16 protein-coding genes are annotated in these 19,854 nt (G+C 68.6%); 8 read left to right on the top strand and 8 right to left on the bottom strand.

All coding sequences use genetic code 11. The features are described 5' to 3' along the window. Nucleotides 1-129: 129 nt before the first annotated feature. On the bottom strand, nt 130-801 hold the full coding sequence (lipB, locus tag ABZV44_RS39745; RefSeq protein WP_354848585.1) for a lipoyl(octanoyl) transferase LipB: 672 nt from the start codon (nt 799-801) through the stop codon (nt 130-132). 186 nt (nt 802-987) lie between these two features. On the opposite strand from lipB, the gene pheS reads away from it, so the two are divergent. Together pheS and pheT are read left to right on the top strand one after the other, a co-directional pair. Continuing rightward, nucleotides 988-2,046, top strand: a complete 1,059-nt coding sequence (gene pheS / locus ABZV44_RS39740) for a phenylalanine--tRNA ligase subunit alpha (protein ID WP_354848582.1) — start codon at nt 988-990, stop codon at nt 2,044-2,046. 32 nt (nt 2,047-2,078) lie between these two features. Next, a complete protein-coding gene (gene pheT / locus ABZV44_RS39735; RefSeq protein WP_354848579.1) occupies nt 2,079-4,580 on the top strand; it encodes a phenylalanine--tRNA ligase subunit beta in 2,502 nt (833 codons plus the stop codon). A gap of 1,156 nt (nt 4,581-5,736) precedes the next feature. Here pheT and ABZV44_RS39730 read toward each other — a convergent pair. Together ABZV44_RS39730 and ABZV44_RS39725 are read right to left on the bottom strand one after the other, a co-directional pair. Continuing rightward, complete coding sequence (locus ABZV44_RS39730; RefSeq protein WP_354848576.1) at nt 5,737-7,188, bottom strand: DUF222 domain-containing protein; 1,452 nt, start codon at nt 7,186-7,188, stop codon at nt 5,737-5,739. 311 nt (nt 7,189-7,499) lie between these two features. Beyond that, entirely contained in the window at nt 7,500-7,898 is a 399-nt protein-coding gene (locus ABZV44_RS39725; protein WP_354848573.1) for a hypothetical protein, read from the bottom strand. Between the two features lie 141 nt (nt 7,899-8,039). Between ABZV44_RS39725 and ABZV44_RS39720 the strand changes: the two genes are divergently transcribed. After that, nucleotides 8,040-8,825, top strand: coding sequence for an alpha/beta hydrolase (locus ABZV44_RS39720; protein WP_354848570.1), 786 nt, complete (start codon nt 8,040-8,042; stop codon nt 8,823-8,825). Here ABZV44_RS39720 and rho read toward each other — a convergent pair. Further along, nucleotides 8,812-9,984: a transcription termination factor Rho gene (rho, locus tag ABZV44_RS39715; protein WP_354848567.1), complete on the bottom strand. Its 1,173-nt coding sequence runs from the start codon at nt 9,982-9,984 to the stop codon at nt 8,812-8,814. The two genes, ABZV44_RS39720 and rho, sit on opposite strands and share 14 nt — an antisense overlap. Before the next feature lie 323 nt (nt 9,985-10,307). Between rho and ABZV44_RS39710 the strand changes: the two genes are divergently transcribed. The 5 genes from ABZV44_RS39710 to ABZV44_RS39690 all read left to right on the top strand — a co-directional run bounded on the left by ABZV44_RS39710 (nt 10,308) and on the right by ABZV44_RS39690 (nt 15,161). Continuing rightward, nucleotides 10,308-10,817 carry a hypothetical protein gene (locus ABZV44_RS39710; protein WP_354848565.1) on the top strand — a complete coding sequence of 170 codons (510 nt, stop codon included), beginning with the start codon at nt 10,308-10,310 and terminating at the stop codon, nt 10,815-10,817. A gap of 34 nt (nt 10,818-10,851) precedes the next feature. Then, nucleotides 10,852-11,904: a hypothetical protein gene (locus ABZV44_RS39705; protein WP_354848563.1), complete on the top strand. Its 1,053-nt coding sequence runs from the start codon at nt 10,852-10,854 to the stop codon at nt 11,902-11,904. 126 nt (nt 11,905-12,030) lie between these two features. Further along, nucleotides 12,031-12,459, top strand: coding sequence for a hypothetical protein (locus ABZV44_RS39700; RefSeq protein WP_354848560.1), 429 nt, complete (start codon nt 12,031-12,033; stop codon nt 12,457-12,459). A gap of 100 nt (nt 12,460-12,559) precedes the next feature. After that, the gene (locus tag ABZV44_RS39695) at nt 12,560-14,077 is read left to right on the top strand and encodes an amino acid deaminase (protein WP_354848557.1); all 1,518 of its coding nucleotides are present in this window, start codon (nt 12,560-12,562) and stop codon (nt 14,075-14,077) included. A gap of 361 nt (nt 14,078-14,438) precedes the next feature. After that, nucleotides 14,439-15,161, top strand: coding sequence for a helix-turn-helix domain-containing protein (locus tag ABZV44_RS39690; RefSeq protein ID WP_354848554.1), 723 nt, complete (start codon nt 14,439-14,441; stop codon nt 15,159-15,161). On the opposite strand, the gene ABZV44_RS39685 is transcribed toward ABZV44_RS39690, so the two are convergent. The 4 genes from ABZV44_RS39685 to ABZV44_RS39670 form a co-directional block, all read right to left on the bottom strand. Beyond that, on the bottom strand, nt 15,137-16,258 hold the full coding sequence (locus ABZV44_RS39685) for a DJ-1/PfpI family protein (RefSeq protein WP_354848552.1): 1,122 nt from the start codon (nt 16,256-16,258) through the stop codon (nt 15,137-15,139). The two genes, ABZV44_RS39690 and ABZV44_RS39685, sit on opposite strands and share 25 nt — an antisense overlap. Nucleotides 16,259-16,296: 38 nt before the next feature. After that, entirely contained in the window at nt 16,297-17,172 is an 876-nt protein-coding gene (locus ABZV44_RS39680; protein WP_354848550.1) for an alpha/beta hydrolase, read from the bottom strand. A 120-nt stretch (nt 17,173-17,292) separates the two neighbouring features. Further along, on the bottom strand, nt 17,293-18,852 hold the full coding sequence (locus ABZV44_RS39675; RefSeq protein ID WP_354848547.1) for an FAD-dependent monooxygenase: 1,560 nt from the start codon (nt 18,850-18,852) through the stop codon (nt 17,293-17,295). Between the two features lie 159 nt (nt 18,853-19,011). Next, entirely contained in the window at nt 19,012-19,758 is a 747-nt protein-coding gene (locus tag ABZV44_RS39670; RefSeq protein ID WP_354848545.1) for an alpha/beta hydrolase, read from the bottom strand. Nucleotides 19,759-19,854 lie beyond the last annotated feature (96 nt).

Below are 19,854 nucleotides of genomic sequence, written 5' to 3'. Positions count from 1 at the left end.
CCACCCCTCGCCCGGCGTCTCTGGCACCCGGGCCCCCACGGAACCGCCGCCCCGACCCGCGTGGGGCCCCTCCCGCCCCGGTCCGGAAGGGGCACAACGCGTTCAGGTGCACTCGGGAGGTGGCGCCGGCTACGGAGCCGGGCTCGAGGCAGCGGCGGCCTCGAAGGCGGTGGCGATGGTGGCGACCACCCGATCCATCGTCGGCGACTCTTGCCCGGGGAGTTCCCGCTCGACGGAGGTCATGTCGACATCGGGCATGCCGCAGGCGACCGCGAGCTTCCAGGGGGTGAGGTCACCGGTGACATTGACGGCGAAGCCGTGCGTGGAGACATTGCGGCCGACGCGCATACCGATGGACGTGATCTTGCGGCCGGTGTCGCGGGTCCAGACGCCGGTGAGGAGCTCGGACCCGGCCGGGGTGTCGCGGCGCTCGGCCGGGATGCCCAGTTCGGCCAGGGCCGTCACGATCCGGAGTTCGACATCGCGGATCAGATCAACGACGCCTTCGCCGGGCTGCAGCTTGACAATGAGATAGCCGACCAGCTGACCGGGCGCGTGATACGTGAGCTGGCCGCCGCGGTTGGTGGTGAAGACGGGGATGTCGGTCTCGGGAGCGGGCAGATGCGCCTCCGGGGTGCGGCGTCCGATCGTGAAAGTCTGCTCGTGGCTGAGCAGCCAGAGCGTGTCGGGCCGCTGGTCGGCGACGCGCTCCTCCCACATCTGCTGCATGCGGTCCATCGCCACTGAGTACTCGATGAGGCGGTCGGTGTCGTCGATGAGAATCAGGGGCCGGGACTTCACGAGTTCATTCGTACCACCGCCGGTCCGGCCACCGCGCCGAGAGGGTGGTCCCGAGCTGGGGAAATCCAGGTGAGGTGGCCTGATTACAAGGTTTACGATGCGACCAGCAAGAATGGGTACGCAGTAACCATTGCTGACAAGACTTTCCGCCCGACCCGTAACCAGCCTGGGGAGTGACGAACCATCGTGGCCGATGACAACAGTGCCGAGCAGACCGCTGCGTTGAGCGAGGAGTCGCTCTCCGCCGCCGCGGAAGCTGCTGAGAAGGCGTTCGCCTCGGCCTCGACCCTGGACGAGCTGGCGGCCGCCAAGACCGAGTACATGGGTGGCAAGTCGCCGATCTCGCTGGCGCAGCGCTCGCTGGGCACGCTGCCCAAGGAGGAGAAGGCCGACGCCGGCAAGCGCGTCAATGTCGCGCGCGGCCGGGTGTCGCAGGCGTACGAGACCCGCCAGGCCGAGCTGCTCGCCGAGCGCGACGCGGCGGTCCTGGTCGCCGAGACCATCGACGTCACCCTGCCCGCCCGTCGGCACGCCGAGGGCGCGCGGCATCCGATCTCGGTGCTGTCCGAGCGGGTCGCGGACGTGTTCGTGGCCATGGGCTGGGAGGTCGCCGAGGGTCCCGAGGTCGAGACCGAGCACTTCAACTTCGACGCCCTCAACTTCCTGCCGGACCACCCGGCCCGCACCATGCAGGACACCTTCCACATCGCGCCGGAGGGTTCGCGGCAGGTGCTGCGCACGCACACCTCGCCGGTTCAGGTGCGCTCCATGCTGTCTCGTGAGCTGCCGATCTACGTGGTCTGCCCGGGGCGGACCTTCCGCACCGACGAGCTGGACGCCACCCACACCCCGGTGTTCTCGCAGATCGAGGGTCTGGCCATCGACAAGGGCCTGACCATGGCGCACCTCAAGGGCACCTTGGACTCCTTCGCGCGGGCGCTGTTCGGTCCGAACACCACCACGCGCATGCGGCCCAGCTTCTTCCCCTTCACCGAGCCGTCCGCCGAGGTGGACGTGTGGTTCGAGGACAAGAAGGGCGGCCCCGGCTGGGTCGAGTGGGGCGGTTGCGGCATGGTGAACCCGAAGGTGCTCATCGCCAGCGGCATCGATCCCGAGGTGTACAGCGGTTTCGCGTTCGGCATGGGTCTGGAACGGACCCTGCAGTTCCGCAATGGCCTGCCGGACATGCGTGACATCGTCGAGGGCGATGTGCGCTTCACGCTGCCGTTCGGCATCCAGTCCTGACCTGACCCCGATACGAGGAAGCGAAACGTCAAGTGCGAGTAGCGCAGTCCTGGCTGACGGAAATCCTGCAGCGGACCACCCCCGGGTGGTCGGTGACGCCGGAGGAGCTCGACGCGGGGTTCGTCCGGGTCGGGCTGGAGGTCGAAGAGGTCGACCGGTTGCACCAGGTGCAGGGTGACATCGAGCACCCGCTGGTGGTCGGACGGGTCGCCGAGATCACCGAGCTGACCGAGTTCAAGAAGCCGATCCGCTTCTGCAAGGTGGACGTCGGCAATCCCGAGCTGCAGGAGATCGTCTGCGGCGCACGGAATTTCGCCGTCGGCGACCTGGTGGTCGTGGTGCTGCCCGGTGGCGTGCTGCCCGGTGGCTTCCAGATCGCGTCGCGGAAGACCTACAGCCACACCAGCAATGGCATGATCTGCTCGGTCGCCGAACTGGGGATCGGGAAGGATCACAGCGGCATCCTGGTGCTGGAGCCCGGCACCGCCGAGCCCGGCGCGGACGCCAATGAGCTGCTGGGTCTGGACGATACGGTCATCGAGCTGGCCATCACCCCCGACCGCGGCTACGCCTTCTCGGCGCGCGGCCTGGCGCGTGAACTGGCCTGTGGCTTCGACCTGGAATACGGCGATCCGGCCGTGCGGCTGCTGCCGGACGACGAGGCCGATGCCTGGTCGGTGAAGCTCGAGCCCGATTCGCTGTGCACGCGCTTCGCGGTGCGCCGGGTGACCGGCATCGACCCGAAGGCCGTGAGCCCGTGGTGGCTGCAGCGTCGCCTGCTGCTCTCGGGCGTGCGGCCCATCTCCCCGGCCGTCGACGTCACCAACTACGTGATGCTCGAGCTCGGCCAGCCGCTGCATGCCTTCGACGCCACGAAGGTGCAGGGCGGTTTCGTGGTGCGCCGCGCGCACAAGGGCGAAACCTTGCGCACCCTCGACGAGGCCGAGCGCACCCTCGACTCCGAGGACGTGGTGATCGCCGATGACAGCGGCGTCATCTCGCTCGCGGGCATCATGGGTGGCGCGAGCACCGAGGTGTCCGGCACCTCCACCGACATCCTGCTCGAGGCCGCCACCTGGAACCCGGTGGCCGTGGCTCGCACCGCGCGCCGCCACAAGCTCGGTTCCGAGGCCAGCCGCCGGTTCGAGCGGATCGTGGACCCCGAGGTCAATGTGGCCGCGCTGGATCGCGCCGCCACGCTGCTGGCCGAGATCGCCGGTGGCACAGTCGAATCCGTGCTGACCGACGTGCGAGTGCCCACCCCGGCGCGGGAGCCGATCGTCATGGACATCGACCTGGCCGACCGCACCGCGGGCGTGCACTACGCGCCCGGCGCGGCCACCCGTCGTCTGCAGCAGGTGGGCTGCGCCATCGAGGTCGGCGTCAGCGAGTCCGGGCACGGGCAGCTGGTCGTCACCCCGCCGAGCTGGCGGCCCGACCTCACCCAGCCGGCCGACCTGGTGGAGGAGGTGCTGCGCCTGGAGGGTCTGGACAAGATCCCGTCGGTGCTGCCCACCGCCCCCGCCGGCCGCGGCCTCACCGCCCAGCAGCGTCGTCGCCGCGCGGTGAGCAAGGCGCTGGCCTTCGAGGGCTGCGTCGAGGTGCCCGCGCCGGTCTTCATGCCCGGCGGTGTCTTCGACACCTGGGGTCTGGACGCCGATGACTCGCGCCGCAAGACGCTGCGCGTGCTCAACCCGCTCGATGTCGAGCGCGCCGAGCTGTCGTCCACGCTGCTGCCCGGTCTGTTGGAGATCGCCGCCCGCAATATCTCCCGCGGGGAACGCGACCTCGCCATCTACGGCATCGGCCAGGTCACGCTGCCGAACGAGCAGACCGTGCCGGTGGGCCCGCTGCCCGTCGACCGCCGTCCCACCGAGGACGAGATCGGCGTGCTACTGCGGTCGCTGCCGGAGCAGCCGATCCACATCGGTGCCGTGCTCACCGGTCGCCGCGAGCCGCGGGGCCCGTGGGGTGCGGGTCGTGCGGTCGAGGCGGGCGATGCCTTCGCCCTGGTGGACGCGATCGCCGACGCGTCGGACCTGGTGATCGAACGTCGTGCCGCGCAATACCTTCCGTGGCACCCGGGCCGGTGCGCCGAGCTCGTCGTCGACGGGGTGGTCGTCGGCCACGCCGGTGAACTGCACCCCGCGGTCCTGGAGCGCTCGGGCCTGCCCCCGCGCACCTGCGCCGTGGAACTCGGCCTCGACGCACTGCCGCTGCGCGAAATCCGGCCCACCCCCGTGGTTTCCGCGTTCCCCGCGGTGCTGCAGGACGTGTCGATCAGCGTCGACAAGGCCGTCTCCGCCGCCGCCGTGGAGGACGCCCTCCGCGCCGGCGCGGGCGAACTGCTCGAGAACATCTCGCTCTTCGATGTCTACGAGGGTGCCCAGGCCGGTGAGGGTCGCAAGTCCCTGACCTACGCCCTGCGCTTCCGCGCCATCGACCGCACCCTGACCGAGGACGAGGCCAGCGCCGCCCGCGACGCAGCCGTCGCCGCCGCGTCCTCCGCGGTAGGAGCGGTCATCCGCGCCTGACCCGAACCGGCAAACACAACGGAGGCTCCGAACCCGGAGCCTCCGTTGTCATTTCCCCGGTTCGCTCAGCTCGGTGGTTTCGCTCGCGCGGATGTCGACAACTTCGATCAGCAGAGGCAGGCGGAGCGGGATCTCCGCGCCGACAGCGGTCAGGATGCGAGTGGTACGGCCGATCAGGCGAATCTCCCAACCCGATATCGTCTGCGCCCCACCGTCATTCGAGCTTCGACCCTGTCGATAGCGGTGATTCGCCGCAGGATTTCCCGGCGTTGGTCAGCACTCATCGCTACTCGTCGCTCGCAGCACAGCATCGACCAGGCCGAAGGCAAACGCCTCGGCCCCGAACGAAAAAGGCATACGCCTCGGCCCCGAACGAAAACTGAAAACCCAAAAGATCAAAAGATGCCTGGAGAAGGGAGGGGGCGGGCTTGGGGACGCGCCTACACCTACCAGCCCGCTCACCAACCTGCATGTGGGTGTCGCTGCAGCAGGTATTCACTTGGATCTCGGGGTTGGGGTATCCGCAGGATGGGGTGTAGCGAGGAGAAGACCGCTGTGGTTGTTCGGTGTTCGAGGAACTCAGGGTGGACTTGCGGTGGGTTCTGTCTGTAGAAGGTGATGCGTGCAGTCCCTGGGCCGGGATCGGCGGGAGACGCTCCCGACCCGGCGTCAGCTCAAGTCCGGTAGGGCAGGCGAGGTGACCACACTTCCCCGTGCCCTGCGCACACCAGCCCGACACGAGCAGCCGGGAATCACGCCGCCCGTGAACCCCACCTCCAGCAACTGGAATCGGTCGCAGCGGCGACCCACTGCCCCACGCGATGCCGATCGTTCACCCACACCTCCCCGTGCCCTGCGCACGCCAGCAGGGCACGAGCGGCCGGGAATCACGCTGCTCGTGCATCCCACTTCTGGCAACTGGATTCGATGGCAGCGGTGACCCACTGCCCTACGTGGTGGCGATCGTTCACCCGTACCTCCCTGTGCTCTGCGCATGCCAGCAGGGCACGAGCAGCCGGGAATCACGCCGCCCGTGAACCCCACCTCCAGCAACTGGAATCGGTCGCAGCGGCGACCCACTGCCCCACGTGATGCCGATCGTTGCCCGCACCTCCCCGTGCCCTGCGCACGCCAGCAGGGCACGAGCAGCCGGGAATCACGCGGCCCGCGCACCCCACTTCTGGCAACTGGATTCGATGGCAGCGGCGACCTGCTGCCCCACGTGATGCCTGTCGTTCACGCGAGCAATGCCGGTGGGGTCGAGACGTTTCGGGGCAATCCACCCGGTCCGGCCCCGATAGGGGGAATCTTTGCCCATGACAACGGTTTTCCAGCCGTCGGGACTGTCGTTGACCAGTGCGTGGCAGTGATCGCAGGCCAGGGTCAGATTGGTCAGGTCGGTGGGTCCGCCCCTGGCCCAGTCGGTGATGTGGTGCACCGCGCACATGCTCGCGGGTGCATCGCATCCTGGGCGGGTGCAGCCCTTGTCGCGGGCGATCAATGCCAGGCGTTGGGCGGGGGTGGCCAGGCGTTGGCAGCGGCCCAGGTACAGCGGCAGCCCGTCGGCGTCGAGGACCGCCAACACCGGACGGGTCCCCTCGGCCAGCTTCAACGCCTCGTCGATCGAGACATGGCCGCCCGAGGCGGTGGTCGCGACCCCGGCCCCACGCTCCAGGTCAGCGACCGACATGGTCAGGATGGCCTGCACCGGCAGGCCACGGTGGGAGCCGAGCTTGGCGGGGTCGACGCCGGGCTGCAGGAGCGCGAACAGGGCGTCGTGGGTGCGCTGACCGGCATCGCGACGGTCACGACGCGCGGCCGCCTCCAACACCTTGGAATCGACGACCCTGACCATGGCGGCAACGCTGTCGGCGTCGTCGATGTTGCACATGCCCGGACGCGCGAGCTTGGCGAACACGGCATCGAGCAGGGCCCGCAACTCGGGGGTGATCCAGCCCTCGATCCAGCTCATGCCGTCCACTCCGGGACGGCCCAGGATCAGGCCACGGCGGCGACGGCGGTCGGTGTCGGAGACGACCTTGCCGTCGGGGTCGACGCGGGCGAGGATGTCGCGGCCGATCTTGGGCAGGTCATCGGGCCAGCCGGTGCGGGAGTGGCCGACCAGGATGTCCTCGGCCTCCGCACGCGTCTCGGCGGGGATGTCGGCGGGCAGGTGGTTCATCACGTCGATGATGTTGCGGACATGATCACGTGAGATCTGGCCCGCCTCAAAGGCTTCGGCAGTCGAAGCCAACGCGGCCGGGCGCAGATGACCCGTGGGTTCGAAGAATTCTCCGCACTGGCGGGCGATCTTCACCCGCACCGACGCGTCGTACCTCGACAATCCCAACGTCTGACGCAGGAACGGCACCACATCTGTCGCCCCGCTGCCTTCGGGCAGCGAACGATTGCAGGCCTCGATGATCAAGCGTGAATCCAGCGCCGACAGTTGACGTTTGCAGGTTTCCAGCCGCTGCATCAGCTCCACGACATCACTGTCGGAGAACGGGTTCAGGTTGCCGTGCAGGACGGAATTCGACAGGGATTGCACAGCGGCTGCCAGGTCGGCGATGCCGCACGTGTCGAGTGTTTCCCCTTTCGAATCCATGTGCTAATTCTACCGCTCACATGATCGCGATAGAAGTCGAATTCTATTGTGATGCAATATGTTTCAGAATTTCATATGTTTCAGGCGAATTGGGTCAAGTGAGATGCGCTGATCTGTGTTGGGAGTGCGAAGAGGGAATTGTCGAGTGTGGCTCGGTCGGCGGCGGGTATGTGGAGGGTCGGGTGGCTGTGGATGATCAGGCGGTTGTGGAGTGCTGACAGGTCGAGGTCCCGGTTGAAGCGGTGGAGGTGGGTGCATCGGGCTGTCGAGCGGTTCAGGTCGAGTTCTGCTTGCCGGCGGGGACCAGCGGTTCAGGCGGCAGAGTCGCTCGATAATCTCTTGCTCCCGGCCTTTACCCGGGCGCGGCCGGAATGTTGGACCTGGTGGCAGCCGGGGCAGAGGGCGATCAGGCGTCGCGGGCGTTGGATGGGGCGGCCGGCGTGGAACTCGAAGATCCATTTCTCGTGGCAGTCGGGGCGTCCGATGCCGCCGTTGCGGATCACCTGGTCCCGGCAGATCTCGCAGCGATCTCCGGCGGCTGCGCAGACCGGAATGCGCAGGGCATCCCAGATCTTCCGGTCCACGAGGCCGCGGATACTGGAACCGTGCGTGCCGGGCGGCAGCAGGTCGGACCGGATGACCACGCCGTCGGGGGATTCGGGACCGGCCAGGGTGTCTGTCCGAATCAGGTCGTGCTCGTCGAATGGCATGTGCCGCAACACATCTCGAATAACTGATAGAACCGTCCGGTTCGAATTCATCGTCCGAATCGAAGGTGACGAATTGGTCGAATCGGGAATTGGAGGTGAGGTCTCTCGGCGGGCGCGGAGGTAGGGAGGTAAGAAAGAACCATGTGGCATCCGGCGACCCCCATCCTCAATGCGCTCAGCTATCAGCCGGGCGACCGGCGGATTCTGGAGACTCCGGAGACGTATGGCCTCGACTATGAGGAGATGTCGCTGCGGACCGCGGATGGCGAGACCGTCGAGGCCTGGTTCGTGCCGGCGGTGGGGGAGCCGCTGGGGCACATTCTGTTCGCGCACGGGAACGGCGGGAACATCGGGGATCGGTCGCCGATGCTGGGCATGCTCGCGGCGGTCGGGTTCGATGTGATGATTTTCGATTACCGCGGGTATGGGCGCAGCACCGGCCGGACGGACGAGCGTGGGACGTATCTGGACGTGCGTGCGGCGCGGGAGGCATTACTCGCGCAGCCCGGTGTGGATGCCAACCGGTTGGTGTATCTGGGAAAGTCGCTCGGCGGCGGCGTGATGCTCGAGCTGGCGAATGCCCTTCCGCCCGCCGCGCTACTGCTCATGTCGACCTTCACCGGCATGCGGGACGCGGCGGTCGCGGTATATCCGTTCCTGCCGAAGCTGTTCGTGCCCAACGCCTATCCCAGCCTGCCGCGAATTCGCACGCTGACCTGCCCGGTCATGATCATGCACGGCGATATGGACGAACTCCTGCCCGTGCGGATGGGCCGCGACCTGTACGCCGCCGCGCCCGAGCCCAAACAGCTGGTGATCTATCCCGGCGGCATGCACAACGACCTCATCGGATTCCCGGGCTGGGCGGAGACGGTCGCGACCTGGGCGGCCGGGGTGCTGCCGCCCAAGCGCCTCACTTCCGGATGATGTTGGCGAGGAATTCGGCATTGCTGCCGGTCTTGCGCAGGCCGTCGAGGAGCAGGTCGAGGGCTCGCTGATCGTCCAGTTCGGCCAGGGTGCGGCGGAGTCTGTCCACAGCGAGCCGCTCGTCGGGGGCGAACAGCAGTTCGTCGCGGCGGGTGCTGGACTTGGCGATGTCCACGGCCGGGAAAACGTGGCGGCTCGCCAGTCCGCGGTCGAGTTTGAGCTCGGCATTGCCGGTGCTCTTGTACTCCTCGAAGATGACGGTGTCGGCGAGCGAACCGGTTTCGACGAGTGCGGTGGCGATGATGGTCAGCGACCCGCCGTGTTCGATATTGCGGGCCGCGCCCAGGAACCGCTTCGGCGGCGTCAATGCCATGGAATCCACACCGCCGGAAAGGATTCGGCCCGAGGCGGATCCGGTCATGTTGTAGGCGCGGGCGAGTCGGGTCAGGGAGTCGAGCAGGACGACGACGTCGCGGCCCTGTTCGGCCAGCCGCTGGGCGCGTTCGACGGCCAGTTCGGCCAGGGCGGTCTGTTCGGCCGGGGAGTGGTCGAAGGTCGCGGCGATCACCTCGGCGGGTACCCCGCGCGAGAGGTCGGTGACCTCCTCGGGACGTTCGCCGACCAGTACCAGCATCAGGTGCGTCTCCGGGTGGTTGGCGGCGACGCCGTGTGCGATCGCCTGCAGCACAGAGGTTTTGCCCGCCTTGGGTGGTGCCACGATCAAGGCGCGCTGGCCCTTGCCGATCGGCATCATGAGGTCGGTGACGCGGGTGGTGAGCTGGTGCGGCCCGGTTTCGAGTCGCAGCCGCTCATTGGGGTGGATGGGGGTCAGGTCCTGGAAGTGCGGTCGCGGGGAGATCTCTGCGACCGGGAGGTCGTTCACGGTGTCGACCCGCACCAGGGGAGCGAGCTTGCCGTTCTTGGTGTTCGGCTGCGCCAGGCCGGTGAGGGCATCGCCGCGGCGCAGGCCGTGGCTCCGGATCAATCGGGTGGGCACGTGGATGTCGTCGGGGCCGGGCAGGTATCCGCTGCGGCGCAGCACACCGCTCTGGCCCTGGATATCCAGGATTCCCGTTGCGGGCGTGAGGGTTTCGATGTGTTCGAGGGCCGGGGTCGCGTCGGTGTGGGCGACCCGCGGCGTGGGATCGATGGTGGTCATGAGAGTTCTCCTTGTGAGGATCAGGTGACTTGTGCACCGGGAGTGAGTGATTGGTGTGGCCGGATGCGGCCGAAGGCGGTAGGAAACCGCCGGTGAATCCGAGTGGTTCGCGAGTGGCGGTGCAGCACCGGGCGGGAGCTACAGCGCCACCGGGTAACCGGCTCGGGGAGGGAAGAAATCGCGTGGGCGGGACTCGGCGTCGACCTGCATCCACGGGATTGCGACGCCCTCACCGTACGCTGTCCCCGAATTCCGCGCAATGTTCCGATGCCGGCGTGCTGTGCCAGGCCCCCGCGGTCGCCGTGATGCGTAGCCTGGAACCCATGAGCGATGCCAAGGAACTCGTGGCGTTGTTGGCGCGGCTGCCGGACGCCGAACTCGCGGCGGTGGTCGAGGCCGCCACCGACGGCAAGGCCGGGCTGGCCGCGCTGCACGCGGTGGCGCAGTCACTGGCGGCCACCCTGGGTCATGCATCCGATGTCATCGATGTGACTCCGGACACGCTGCCGGTGGAAAGCTATCCGCAGTCTGAGACGGCCCCGGCATCCGGGCAGGTGGGAGCGGGTCCCGTGGTCACCGGGATACCGGTACCGCCTGCGGGTATCCCCGCAGGTCCGGCGATCGGCGGGTATACCTCCGGCGGCGTCCCTACTTTCGAGTCAGTTCGCGATAAGGTCGAGCAGCGCTACGGGACATCGCAGGGGATGGGCGAGCTCGATCGGCAGACACCAGTGGGCCGTAGCGTCGAGGAACAGTGGGATGCGCGGGCGAAGGCCGCGCGGGAACGTCTGGAACAGATTCGAAAATCGGTGCACGGCAACGATTCCGAGTGATCAGGCGTTCCGTCTTCAATTGATGGGTGGAACCTTGACCGAGTCCGATACGCCGTCCCGGGCGCCACGCGAAATCGCCGAGAAGCTCCTGGATCTCCAGGTCGACTTCATTGTCGCCGAGGTCAGCGGTGACCGCTTCGCCGAAGTGATCGCCCGCGATGTGGAAGCGGTGATCGGTGTCGCCGACACCATCATCTTCCGCGACGTGGTGGAGATCGATCAGGCCAAGCAGACCGTCGCCAATGTCATCGACCTGATCGGCGGCAGCCCGGTACTGGGCGAAATGGTCGGCACGCTGGCCGATTCGCTGTACGAGAACATCGCCGGGAATCATGACTACACCCTCGGTGACGTGGTGGACCGCGAGCCGGTCGAGCAGCTGCTGGAGAAGCTCTTCGGCATGCACCAGGCCCAGGAACGGATCCTGGAGCGGCTGACCGAGAGCCCCCTCATCGCGACCGTGGCCGCCAAGTTCGTGGACAAGCTGGTCGACGATCTGATGGAGACCAACAAGCAGATCGCCTCGAAGATTCCCGGCGTCGGCTCCCTGGTCTCCATGGGCACCAATGCCGCCAAGTCCGCGCGCAAGGCGGCGGAGAAGGCCGGCGGCACCTTCATCGGCGAAATGGCCGGCAAGGGCGCGCAATTCGCGCTCAAACGCACCAACAACGCCATTCGCGAAATGCTGCGCGACGCCCCGGTGCACGACGCGGCCATGGAATTCTGGGACCTGCACGCCGGTGAGCCGGTCAGCGGCCTGCGCGAGTACCTGTCCCAGCAGGACCTCCGCGACCTGGCCCTGATCATCCATCGGATCGCGCTGACCACCCGCAACAAGGAATACGTCGGCGTGCTGGTGGACCAGGGCGTCGAGGTGTTCTTCGAGAAGTACGGCGACCACACCCTGGCGGCCATGCTGCCCGAGCTGGGCCTGTCCGAGGCGGTCATCGCCGAGGAGATCCTGCGCTACGGCCCGGCCGTGGTGGAGGCCGCCAAGCGGAACGGCGTGCTGGCCAAGCTGATTCGCGAGCGGCTGGAGCCGTTCTTCCTGTCCGAGCCGGTGCTGGCGGTGCTCGCCGGGAACTGACCGAGTCCTGCGAACAGGGCCGCACGCTGAAACCGCGTGCGGCCCTGTTTCATTCCCTGACGGGAGAGCTCGCTCATTCCCTGGAGGGAATCGCGCAGCGCATCGCACTCGCGCAGACTCGATCCCATGACGAACATCGACATCAACGAACTCGCCGACCGTTACCTGGCCATGTGGAACGAGCCCGACCCGGAGCCGCGGCGCAAACTCATTCGCGAACTGTGGGCCGAGGACGGCGCGCAGATTCTCGTCGACCCGCCGGAGGATATGCGAGATGCCGCCACTCGCTTGAACTTTCCGATCCCGTCGCTCGAGGTGCGGGGGCATCATGCGCTGGAACGGCGTGTCGAGCGGGCCTACGAGATGTTCCTGGCAGCGGGCGAACACCGCTTCGTCCAGCGTGGGGCGGCGACGGTGCTGTTGAAGCAGGTCATCGCTTTCACCTGGTCGATGGTGGCCGCCGATGGCACCGTGGTCGGCGGCGGGATGGACGTCCTCGCGCTGGACGAGGACGGCCGCATCCGCACCGACCACCAGCACATCGGCGTCGAGTAGGGGCCTCGAGCCCGCGAGCGGGTGCACACGTCGCGGATCGTGCCGTGCATGATTGCTTCGACTCGAGCAATGCAAGGTTGCTTCGACCGAAAGGAGCGTCGTGGCCCTCGACAAGGGAGTCGCCGCAGCCCTCAGCGACAGCGTCCGCGCCTGTGGCGACGCTGTCCTGGGCCCGCGGCACAAATCGCTGCCCCCGGCCGCCTGGGGACTGACCGTCCGCGAATACCTGGCCACGAATCCGCACCTGGACGACCTGCAGACGCCGGTGCTCACCATGGACCGCTCCGCGCTGGACACGAACCGGGCCGTCATGGCCGAGTGGGCGCGCGCCGCCGGCGTCCGGCTCGCCCCGCACGGCAAGACCTCCATGTCGCCCCAGCTCTGGGCCGAACAGCTCGAGACCGGCTCCTGGGGTATCACCCTCGCCACCGGCTGGCAGGCCCAGGTCGGGCGGTCGTTCGGCCTCGACCGTATCGTGCTGGCCAACACGCTCGTAGATCCGATCGGGTTGCGCTGGGCGGCAACGGAAATCGCGCGTGACCCCGACTTCGAGCTCTACAGCTGGGTCGACGGCGTCGACGCGGTCCGGGAGATGGAGCGCCACCTCGCGTCCGCCCCCGATGGGGTCCAGCTGAACGTCGTCGTGGAACTCGGTGGCCCGCACGGCCGTACCGGCGCCCGCGGTCTGGCCGCGGCCCACGCCGTTGCCGACGCGGTCGACAAGTCACAGCGCCTGCGACTCGCAGGGGTTGGCGGTTACGAGGCCGCACTCGCCCACGATCGCTCTCCGGAAGCCCTTGCGGCCGTGCGGCACTACCTGGACGAGCTCACGATCCTGCACCAGGAGCTGATGGCCGCGGGCAGATACGACGAGTTCGTATTCCAGTCCGTGGCCGGCCGCCCGGCGGGGCAGCCGACGGCGGGGGCAGCCGGCCGCGGGGAGGAAGCCTCGCGTCCGGCGGCGGATTCCGCGGGCGATTCGTCCGCGCCCGCCGGTTCCGCCCTGGATGGATCGAATTCCCGGACTGATCGGGTCGGCCGTCGTGTGATCGTGACCGCCGGCGGCAGCGCATATCCGGACCTCGTCGTGGAGCGACTGGCCGGACTTGCGGATGAGGATGGCGTACACGGAGTTCCGACTGTGGTGGTGCTGCGGTCCGGCGCGTATCTGGTGCACGATGACGGGTTCTATTCGGGGATTTCACCATTGGCCGCAGGGCGCGCGGAGCATCCGCTGCGGTCGGCGATGCACGGATGGGCGCGCTGCGTGTCCCGCCCGGAAGCGGAACTCGCGCTGCTCGATGCCGGGCGGCGCGATGTTCCGTTCGATCTGGGATTGCCGGTTCCACAGCGAATGGCGGGATCGGCGAACAGCGGGCTGTCGGCGGTTGCGACCACTTCGCTGCCGGTCGGCGCGCATGTCTCGGCCTTGAACGATCAGCACGCCTTCTTGCGGCTGCCGGGTGCTTCGGACGACCAGGTGCCGGTGGGAAGTGTGGTGCGACTGGGGCTTTCGCATCCCTGCACCGCGTTCGACAAGTGGCGTCTCATCCCGGTGATCGATGACGCCGACGCCGAGCGGCCGCGGATCGTCGACTTCCTGCACACGTATTTCTGAGCGGGACGTCGCAGCCGCCGCGCTTCGGCCGCGGCGGGTGGACATCGAGGTCCACCCGCCGCCGCGACGACGGATGCCTCGCGGCACGTGGCGCGATCCATCGGCGACAGCGATGCGGTCCGCGTTCGTGCCGTCCCCTCGCGGACACCCGGTGTCGCCGTGCGGTGCGCCGCACGGCGTGGCAAGCATCCCGATCGGGGCGGCTGCGGGTCAAGGTGAACCCCTGTCCCAATTTGTCCCAGCGAAAATAGCGGCTGGATTGCCTTATTCCTCGGAAGCCAGTTCGCGGGCTGCGTAGACCGGGGGTGTTCCGGTACCTTGTGCGACGGAACAACATGTTTTATGGCTTCTGGAGGTATCGGTGACCGCGGCACGCTCGGAGATTGCCGACTATTTGCGGAGTCGCCGCGAGGCAGCCGGGCTGACCCGAGCAGAGCTGTCCCGGCGCGCCGGTGTCTCCGAGGCGCTGATCCAGAAGATCGAGCAGGGCACGCGCCAGCCCACCGCGGTCGCCCTCGGCGCACTGTTCACCGCGCTGCAAGTTCCGGCGCAGGTGCGCGAGCACGTCGCCACCCTGCTGCAGCCCGAATTGGCCAGCTTTGGAACCGAGATCACGCCGCCGGAGCCCTATGAGCTCGACTTCCTGCGCGCCATGCCGCACCCCGCCTGCTTCCAGACCATGCCCGCGGTCGACCTGGTCGCCGCCAATGACGCCTATCTGCGGGCGTTTCCGGGACTCGAGCCCGGCGATGTCATCCTCGAATGGATGCTGCTGGACCCGCGGGCGCGCGAGGTCATCGACGACTGGGAACGCGAAGCGCACTTCATGGTGTACGGATTCCGCTACATGGCCTCCGCCACCCACCCGCCCGAACGACTCGCGGCCATCGTCGACCGCTGCCGCGCGGCCCCGGAGTGGGATCGCTTCTGGTCCACCGAGGTTCCGCCCGAGAAGGTCGCCCGCCGGCCCGTGCGGGTGCGCTCGCCCGAGACCGGTGAGTGGGTGAGCTACCGCATGCAGATATTCAAATTCGAACTGCCACAACGCCCCTGGTGGATCTACTCGCTGGTCCCGGCCAATTGAGCCGCGCCGGTGGCGAAATGCTGCCGGTAGCGTTCGGGCGTGGTGGCCAGTCGTCGGCCGAACACCCGGTGCAGGGTCTCGCCGTGGCGGTAGCCGACCTGGCGGGCGATCGCACCGACGGTCAGCTCGGTCGACTCCAGCAGGCGGCGAGCCGCCTCGACGCGCAGATCCTCCACGAAAGCCGCGGGCGTGCTGCCGGTTTCGATGCGGAAGGCCCGGGCGAAGTTGCGTTCGCTCATGCCCGCGCGTCGGGCCAGCTCGGCTACCCCGAGGTTCGCGTCGAGATGATCGGGCAGCCACTGCTGCACCGCGCGAATGGCAGGCGTGCGCGCGGGCTGGGTGCGCAGCTGCGCGCTGAACTGGGTCTGCCCGCCGGGACGCCGGGTGAACACCACGTACAGTCGCGCGATCATGGCGGCGACCTCGCGGCCGTAGTCGTCCTCGACCAGTGCCAGCGCCAGATCGACCCCCGCCGACATGCCCGCCGACGTCCAGCGATTGCGGTCGCGGACGTAGATGCGGTCCGGTTCGACCGTGACCCGCGGATAGCGCTGGGCCATCAGGTCGGTCGAGGCCCAGTGGGTGGTGGCCCGGTAGCCGTCGAGCAACCCGGCCGCGGCCAGCAGCAGCGCGCCCGCGCACACCGAGGTCACCCGCCGCGCCTTGCGGGCCAGGGCGGGCAGCTCCCGCACCACCTCCGCCCCGGCCGGTCCGGAGGCCATGCCGCCCACCACGATCAGGGTGTCGAAGTCGTCGCCGGCGGCGATGTCGTGCAGCGAATGCTCCACCGAGAGGGTGAGGCCGCCGTCCGCGGTGATCGGGCGGCCGCCCGGCGAGGCCGTCAGCAGCCGGTAGGGAAGCGGGGCCGCCGCGGCGTCCGTCTCGGCCGGGCGGCCGTTCGTTTCGGCAGGGTCGCCGTTCATTTCGGCGGGTCCGTGCGCCGCGCTGATCGGATGTTCGCGCAGGACCGGCGGTAGCTGCGCGGGCGGCCGCTCGCGGACGCCGTTGAGGAGCGCGAACACATCCAGCGGCCCGGCCAGCTCGGACAGCTGCATGCCCTGGTAGACAACGAAAACGATGGTGCGGGGTGCGGGCATCCCGCCATCATCGCAGTCGCCGGGCCTGGCTGTCATGGTCAGTGGCTGACCGATTCGGATGTGCGGCGGGCGGTGTGGCGGTCGAGGAACGGGATGACCAGTTCGGCCACCCGGTCGGCGCACTGCGCGTGCGGGTAGTGGCCGCCGCCCTCCACCATGGCGACCCGGCCCAGTCCCGCCGGCATGGCCGCCACGATCGCCTCGGCCTCGGCCCGCGGGTCGGCGAAGTCCGGATCCTGGGTGCCCATGAGCACCAGTGCGGGACAGCGGATGTCGGCGATGCGAGCGTGCGCGTCGGCCGGGGTGGTGGCGCCGGTCTTCATGAATTCCGCCCAGCGGTCGGGCTGCCGCAGGATGGTCCGCAGGCCGGCGAGGAACTCCTCGTGGTCGGCGGGCTTGGTCGGGTAGGCGATCTCCAAATAGCGGAACCACCACCGGAACGACCGCAGTCCCTGGGTGGCGAGCAGGCGCACCATGCCGCGGCGGTACCGGCGGCTGGTGATCATGGTGCCGATGTGCAACTGCTGAGCGAGGGTGAACGGGTCGATTTCGACGATGGCGCTCACCAGCTCGGGGGCCTCCGCCGCCGCGATGGTGGCCGCGCCGCCCGACAGCGAATGCCCGATGATGACCGCGGGACCCCCGAAATGCCGGATGACACCCAGCAGGTCGTGGGCGACGTCGGTGCGGCTGATGGCGTCCTTCCCGGTCACCGAGGGCCAGTTCGGGCTGGATTCGCCGTGCCCGCGCATATCGGCGTTCACCACCCGGTATCCGGCCGCGACCAGCGGCCCGACCAGGTGCCGGAACTCCTGCCGCCAGGTTCCCATGCCGTGTGACAGCACCACCAGCGGTCCGTCCCCGGCCACATCACACGCGATCCGCCCGTGCTCGAGCGTTACGAACTCGGTCATTTCCCGGTCCTTCCAAGCGATTTCGTTCCGGCCGCGTTTGCGGCATGCCGGAATTGAACGCCGGAAATCGATCCGGGCCGAGGGCTCGGGCCGGACGGATCAGCGGTGTGGCCGATCCGGTCAGTCGCTGACCGTGTTTCCCGCGCTCGGGACAGTCACCCGCGTGGGTGCGCCGAACCAGGTGGTCAGCGCGTCTCGCAGTCCGGGTTCGGCGGTGGCGGGGGATTCGCCGACCGTTGCGGCCCAGGCGATGTGGGCGTCCGGGCGGATCAGGACGGCATCGGCGGGCCGGTCGTCGGCGGCGGCGGTCCGGATGTCGACGCGATCGCCCCACTGCTCGGCGATCTCGCGCAGGTCCGCGCGGTCGGCGAGATCCAGCAGCACCGGGCGGGGGTCGTGCAGGGACTGGGCGACACCGGGGCGCAGGCGCAGATCGGGGAGGAAGGCTCCGGTCAGCTGGTGCCCGTTGGGATTCGGCAGCGGATAGCGGATGTCGGCGCCCGCGATCATGGACCCCAGCCGCTGCAGGGCCGGTGCATCGGTGAGCAGTTCCTGGAAGAGCGTCCGGAGTGCCTCGGCCGCCGGATCGTCGCCGCGGCGCAGCGCCGCCTGCGCCTGGGTGTGCACCATGGTGCGGGTCGCCGCGAAGGAACGCTCCGCGTGGTAGCTGTCGAGCAGTCCGTCCGGGGCCCGGCCGTCGATGTCCGCGGCCAGCTTCCAGGCCAGGTTGACCGCGTCGAGCATGCCCGCGTTGAGGCCGACACCTGTTGCCGGGAACGTGTGCGCGGCATCGCCGGCCACCAGAATCCTTCCGGCGCGGAAGCTTTCGGCCTGCCGTGCCTGGAACTGGTAGCGGGACAACCGGATCGGATCACCGAGCGGCAGGTCGACGCCCAGGACGCGGCGGATGCTGTCGCTCAGCTCCGCGAGGGTCATGGGCTCGTTGTCATCGGTCTCGGCGACGGTGTCCTCGGTGGTCTGCACCATGAGCATGCCGGCGGTGAGCGAGCCGACCGCGAACACGCCGCGCTCGGTGCGGGTGAAACCGGCGGGGACGACACCGTGCCCGGCGACGTCGAGATCGCCGTTGTCCAGCACGGTCACCCCGGCCGCCACGGCGACCTGACCCAGGCGGTTGACCTCCGGATAGGTGATGCCGGGGAAGGCGATTCCCGCCAGCTCCCGGACCTTGCTGCGCGCGCCGTCGCAGCCCACGACGTAGCGGGCGGCCAGTTGATACGGGCCGTCCGGGCCCGACACCGCCACGATGGCCCCGGCGTCGTCCTGCTCGATCCCGGTCACGGTGTGCCCGCGCCGCACCTCGCCACCGCGCTCGCGCACCAGCTCGTCGAGCAGCTGCTCGAGTCGCGGCTGCGCGAGGTGCAGTGCGCGCAGCGGGGGATCCGGCAGCGGGCTCAGGTCCACGTGCAGTCCGCCGAACGGGAAGGCCGCCGCGGGGGCGACCGCCGCGCCGGCCGATTCGAACCGGTCCAGCACGCCTCGATAGCTCAGCAATTGCAGGATCTGCCCGCTGAATCCATTGGCCTTCGGCATGGTCCGCAGCACCGGACTGCGCTCCAGGACCACCGGCCGCACCCCGGCCGCCAGCAGCTCGGCGGCCAGCATCAGGCCCGTCGGGCCCGCGCCCGCAATGATCACGTCGGCACTCGTCACACGCACTCGCGCTACTCCATTCCACGGATTCCGGTTACGGCCAGCGATTCTGCGGCATACCGGGGGTCTTGCCGCAAGCCCGGGGGTGCGATATATGTTGAAAAGGGAAGCGGATCACCGCTTCCCTTTGTCGATCGTCATCCGTTGCCGGATGGACTCTTTCGGCTACCGGCCCAGATGGTGGCGCATGAACGCCGCCGCGAAATCGGGCTGGGTCCTGGCCATCTGGTTGTGCCGGCCCGGATTCGCCAGCAGCGTCTTCTCCTCCGACGCGAACGCCTCGAACAGGTCGAAGCTGGGCCGGCGATCGATTTCCTCGTCGTTCCAGGCGACCTGGAGGGTGAGCGGGATGGTGATCTTGCGTGCGGCCTCGAACAGCGCGTCGAACACGAACACGCTGTTGAAGGTCGCGGCCCGGATGCGGGGTTCGACGGCCACCAGCATCATGCCGATGACGGTGCCCAGGGTGATGCCGCCGTAGCCGATCGGAGCGTCCGGGCCGATTTCCGGCAGCGCCTGCAGCGCGTCCAGGGTGGCCTGCCACTCCGGCACGGCCCGCTCGGCCAGGGACATGTTGAACTCGGCGATGATCGAGTCCATCGGTTCGCCGGCGGCCCGCGCCGCGTGCAGCGCGTCGGCCCACCGCTGGTCCTGCTCGTTGCGCGTTCGGTCGCCGTGCCCCGGGGCGTCGATGGCGGCCACCCGGTAACCGGATTCGGTCACGAGGTGACGCGCCGTCGTCACGAGGTTCGGGGCGCGCTTGTGCACGCCGCCGCTGTGACCCAGCAGGATCAGGGGCGCGTTCTCGGACGCGGATTCGGGCGACCACAGTACGCCGGTGATCTCGCCCAGCAGGAAATCGCGTTCACGGACGCCGTTTTCCGACGTCTCCGCGGTGAAGTTCAGGTGCATGATGTTCTGCCTCTCGGAATGCCTTGCAACACAGGCGCTCCCGGCGACAGCTACTTCGTACGCCCAACCGCGACCACGATGGGGAGCACCCACCTC

The organism is Nocardia sp. NPDC004860 (assembly GCF_040609015.1).
Taxonomy (GTDB): Bacteria; Actinomycetota; Actinomycetes; order Mycobacteriales; family Mycobacteriaceae; genus Nocardia.
The sequence above is the reverse complement of the archived record's forward strand: the minus strand, read 5'-3'. Positions and strand labels throughout refer to the sequence as shown.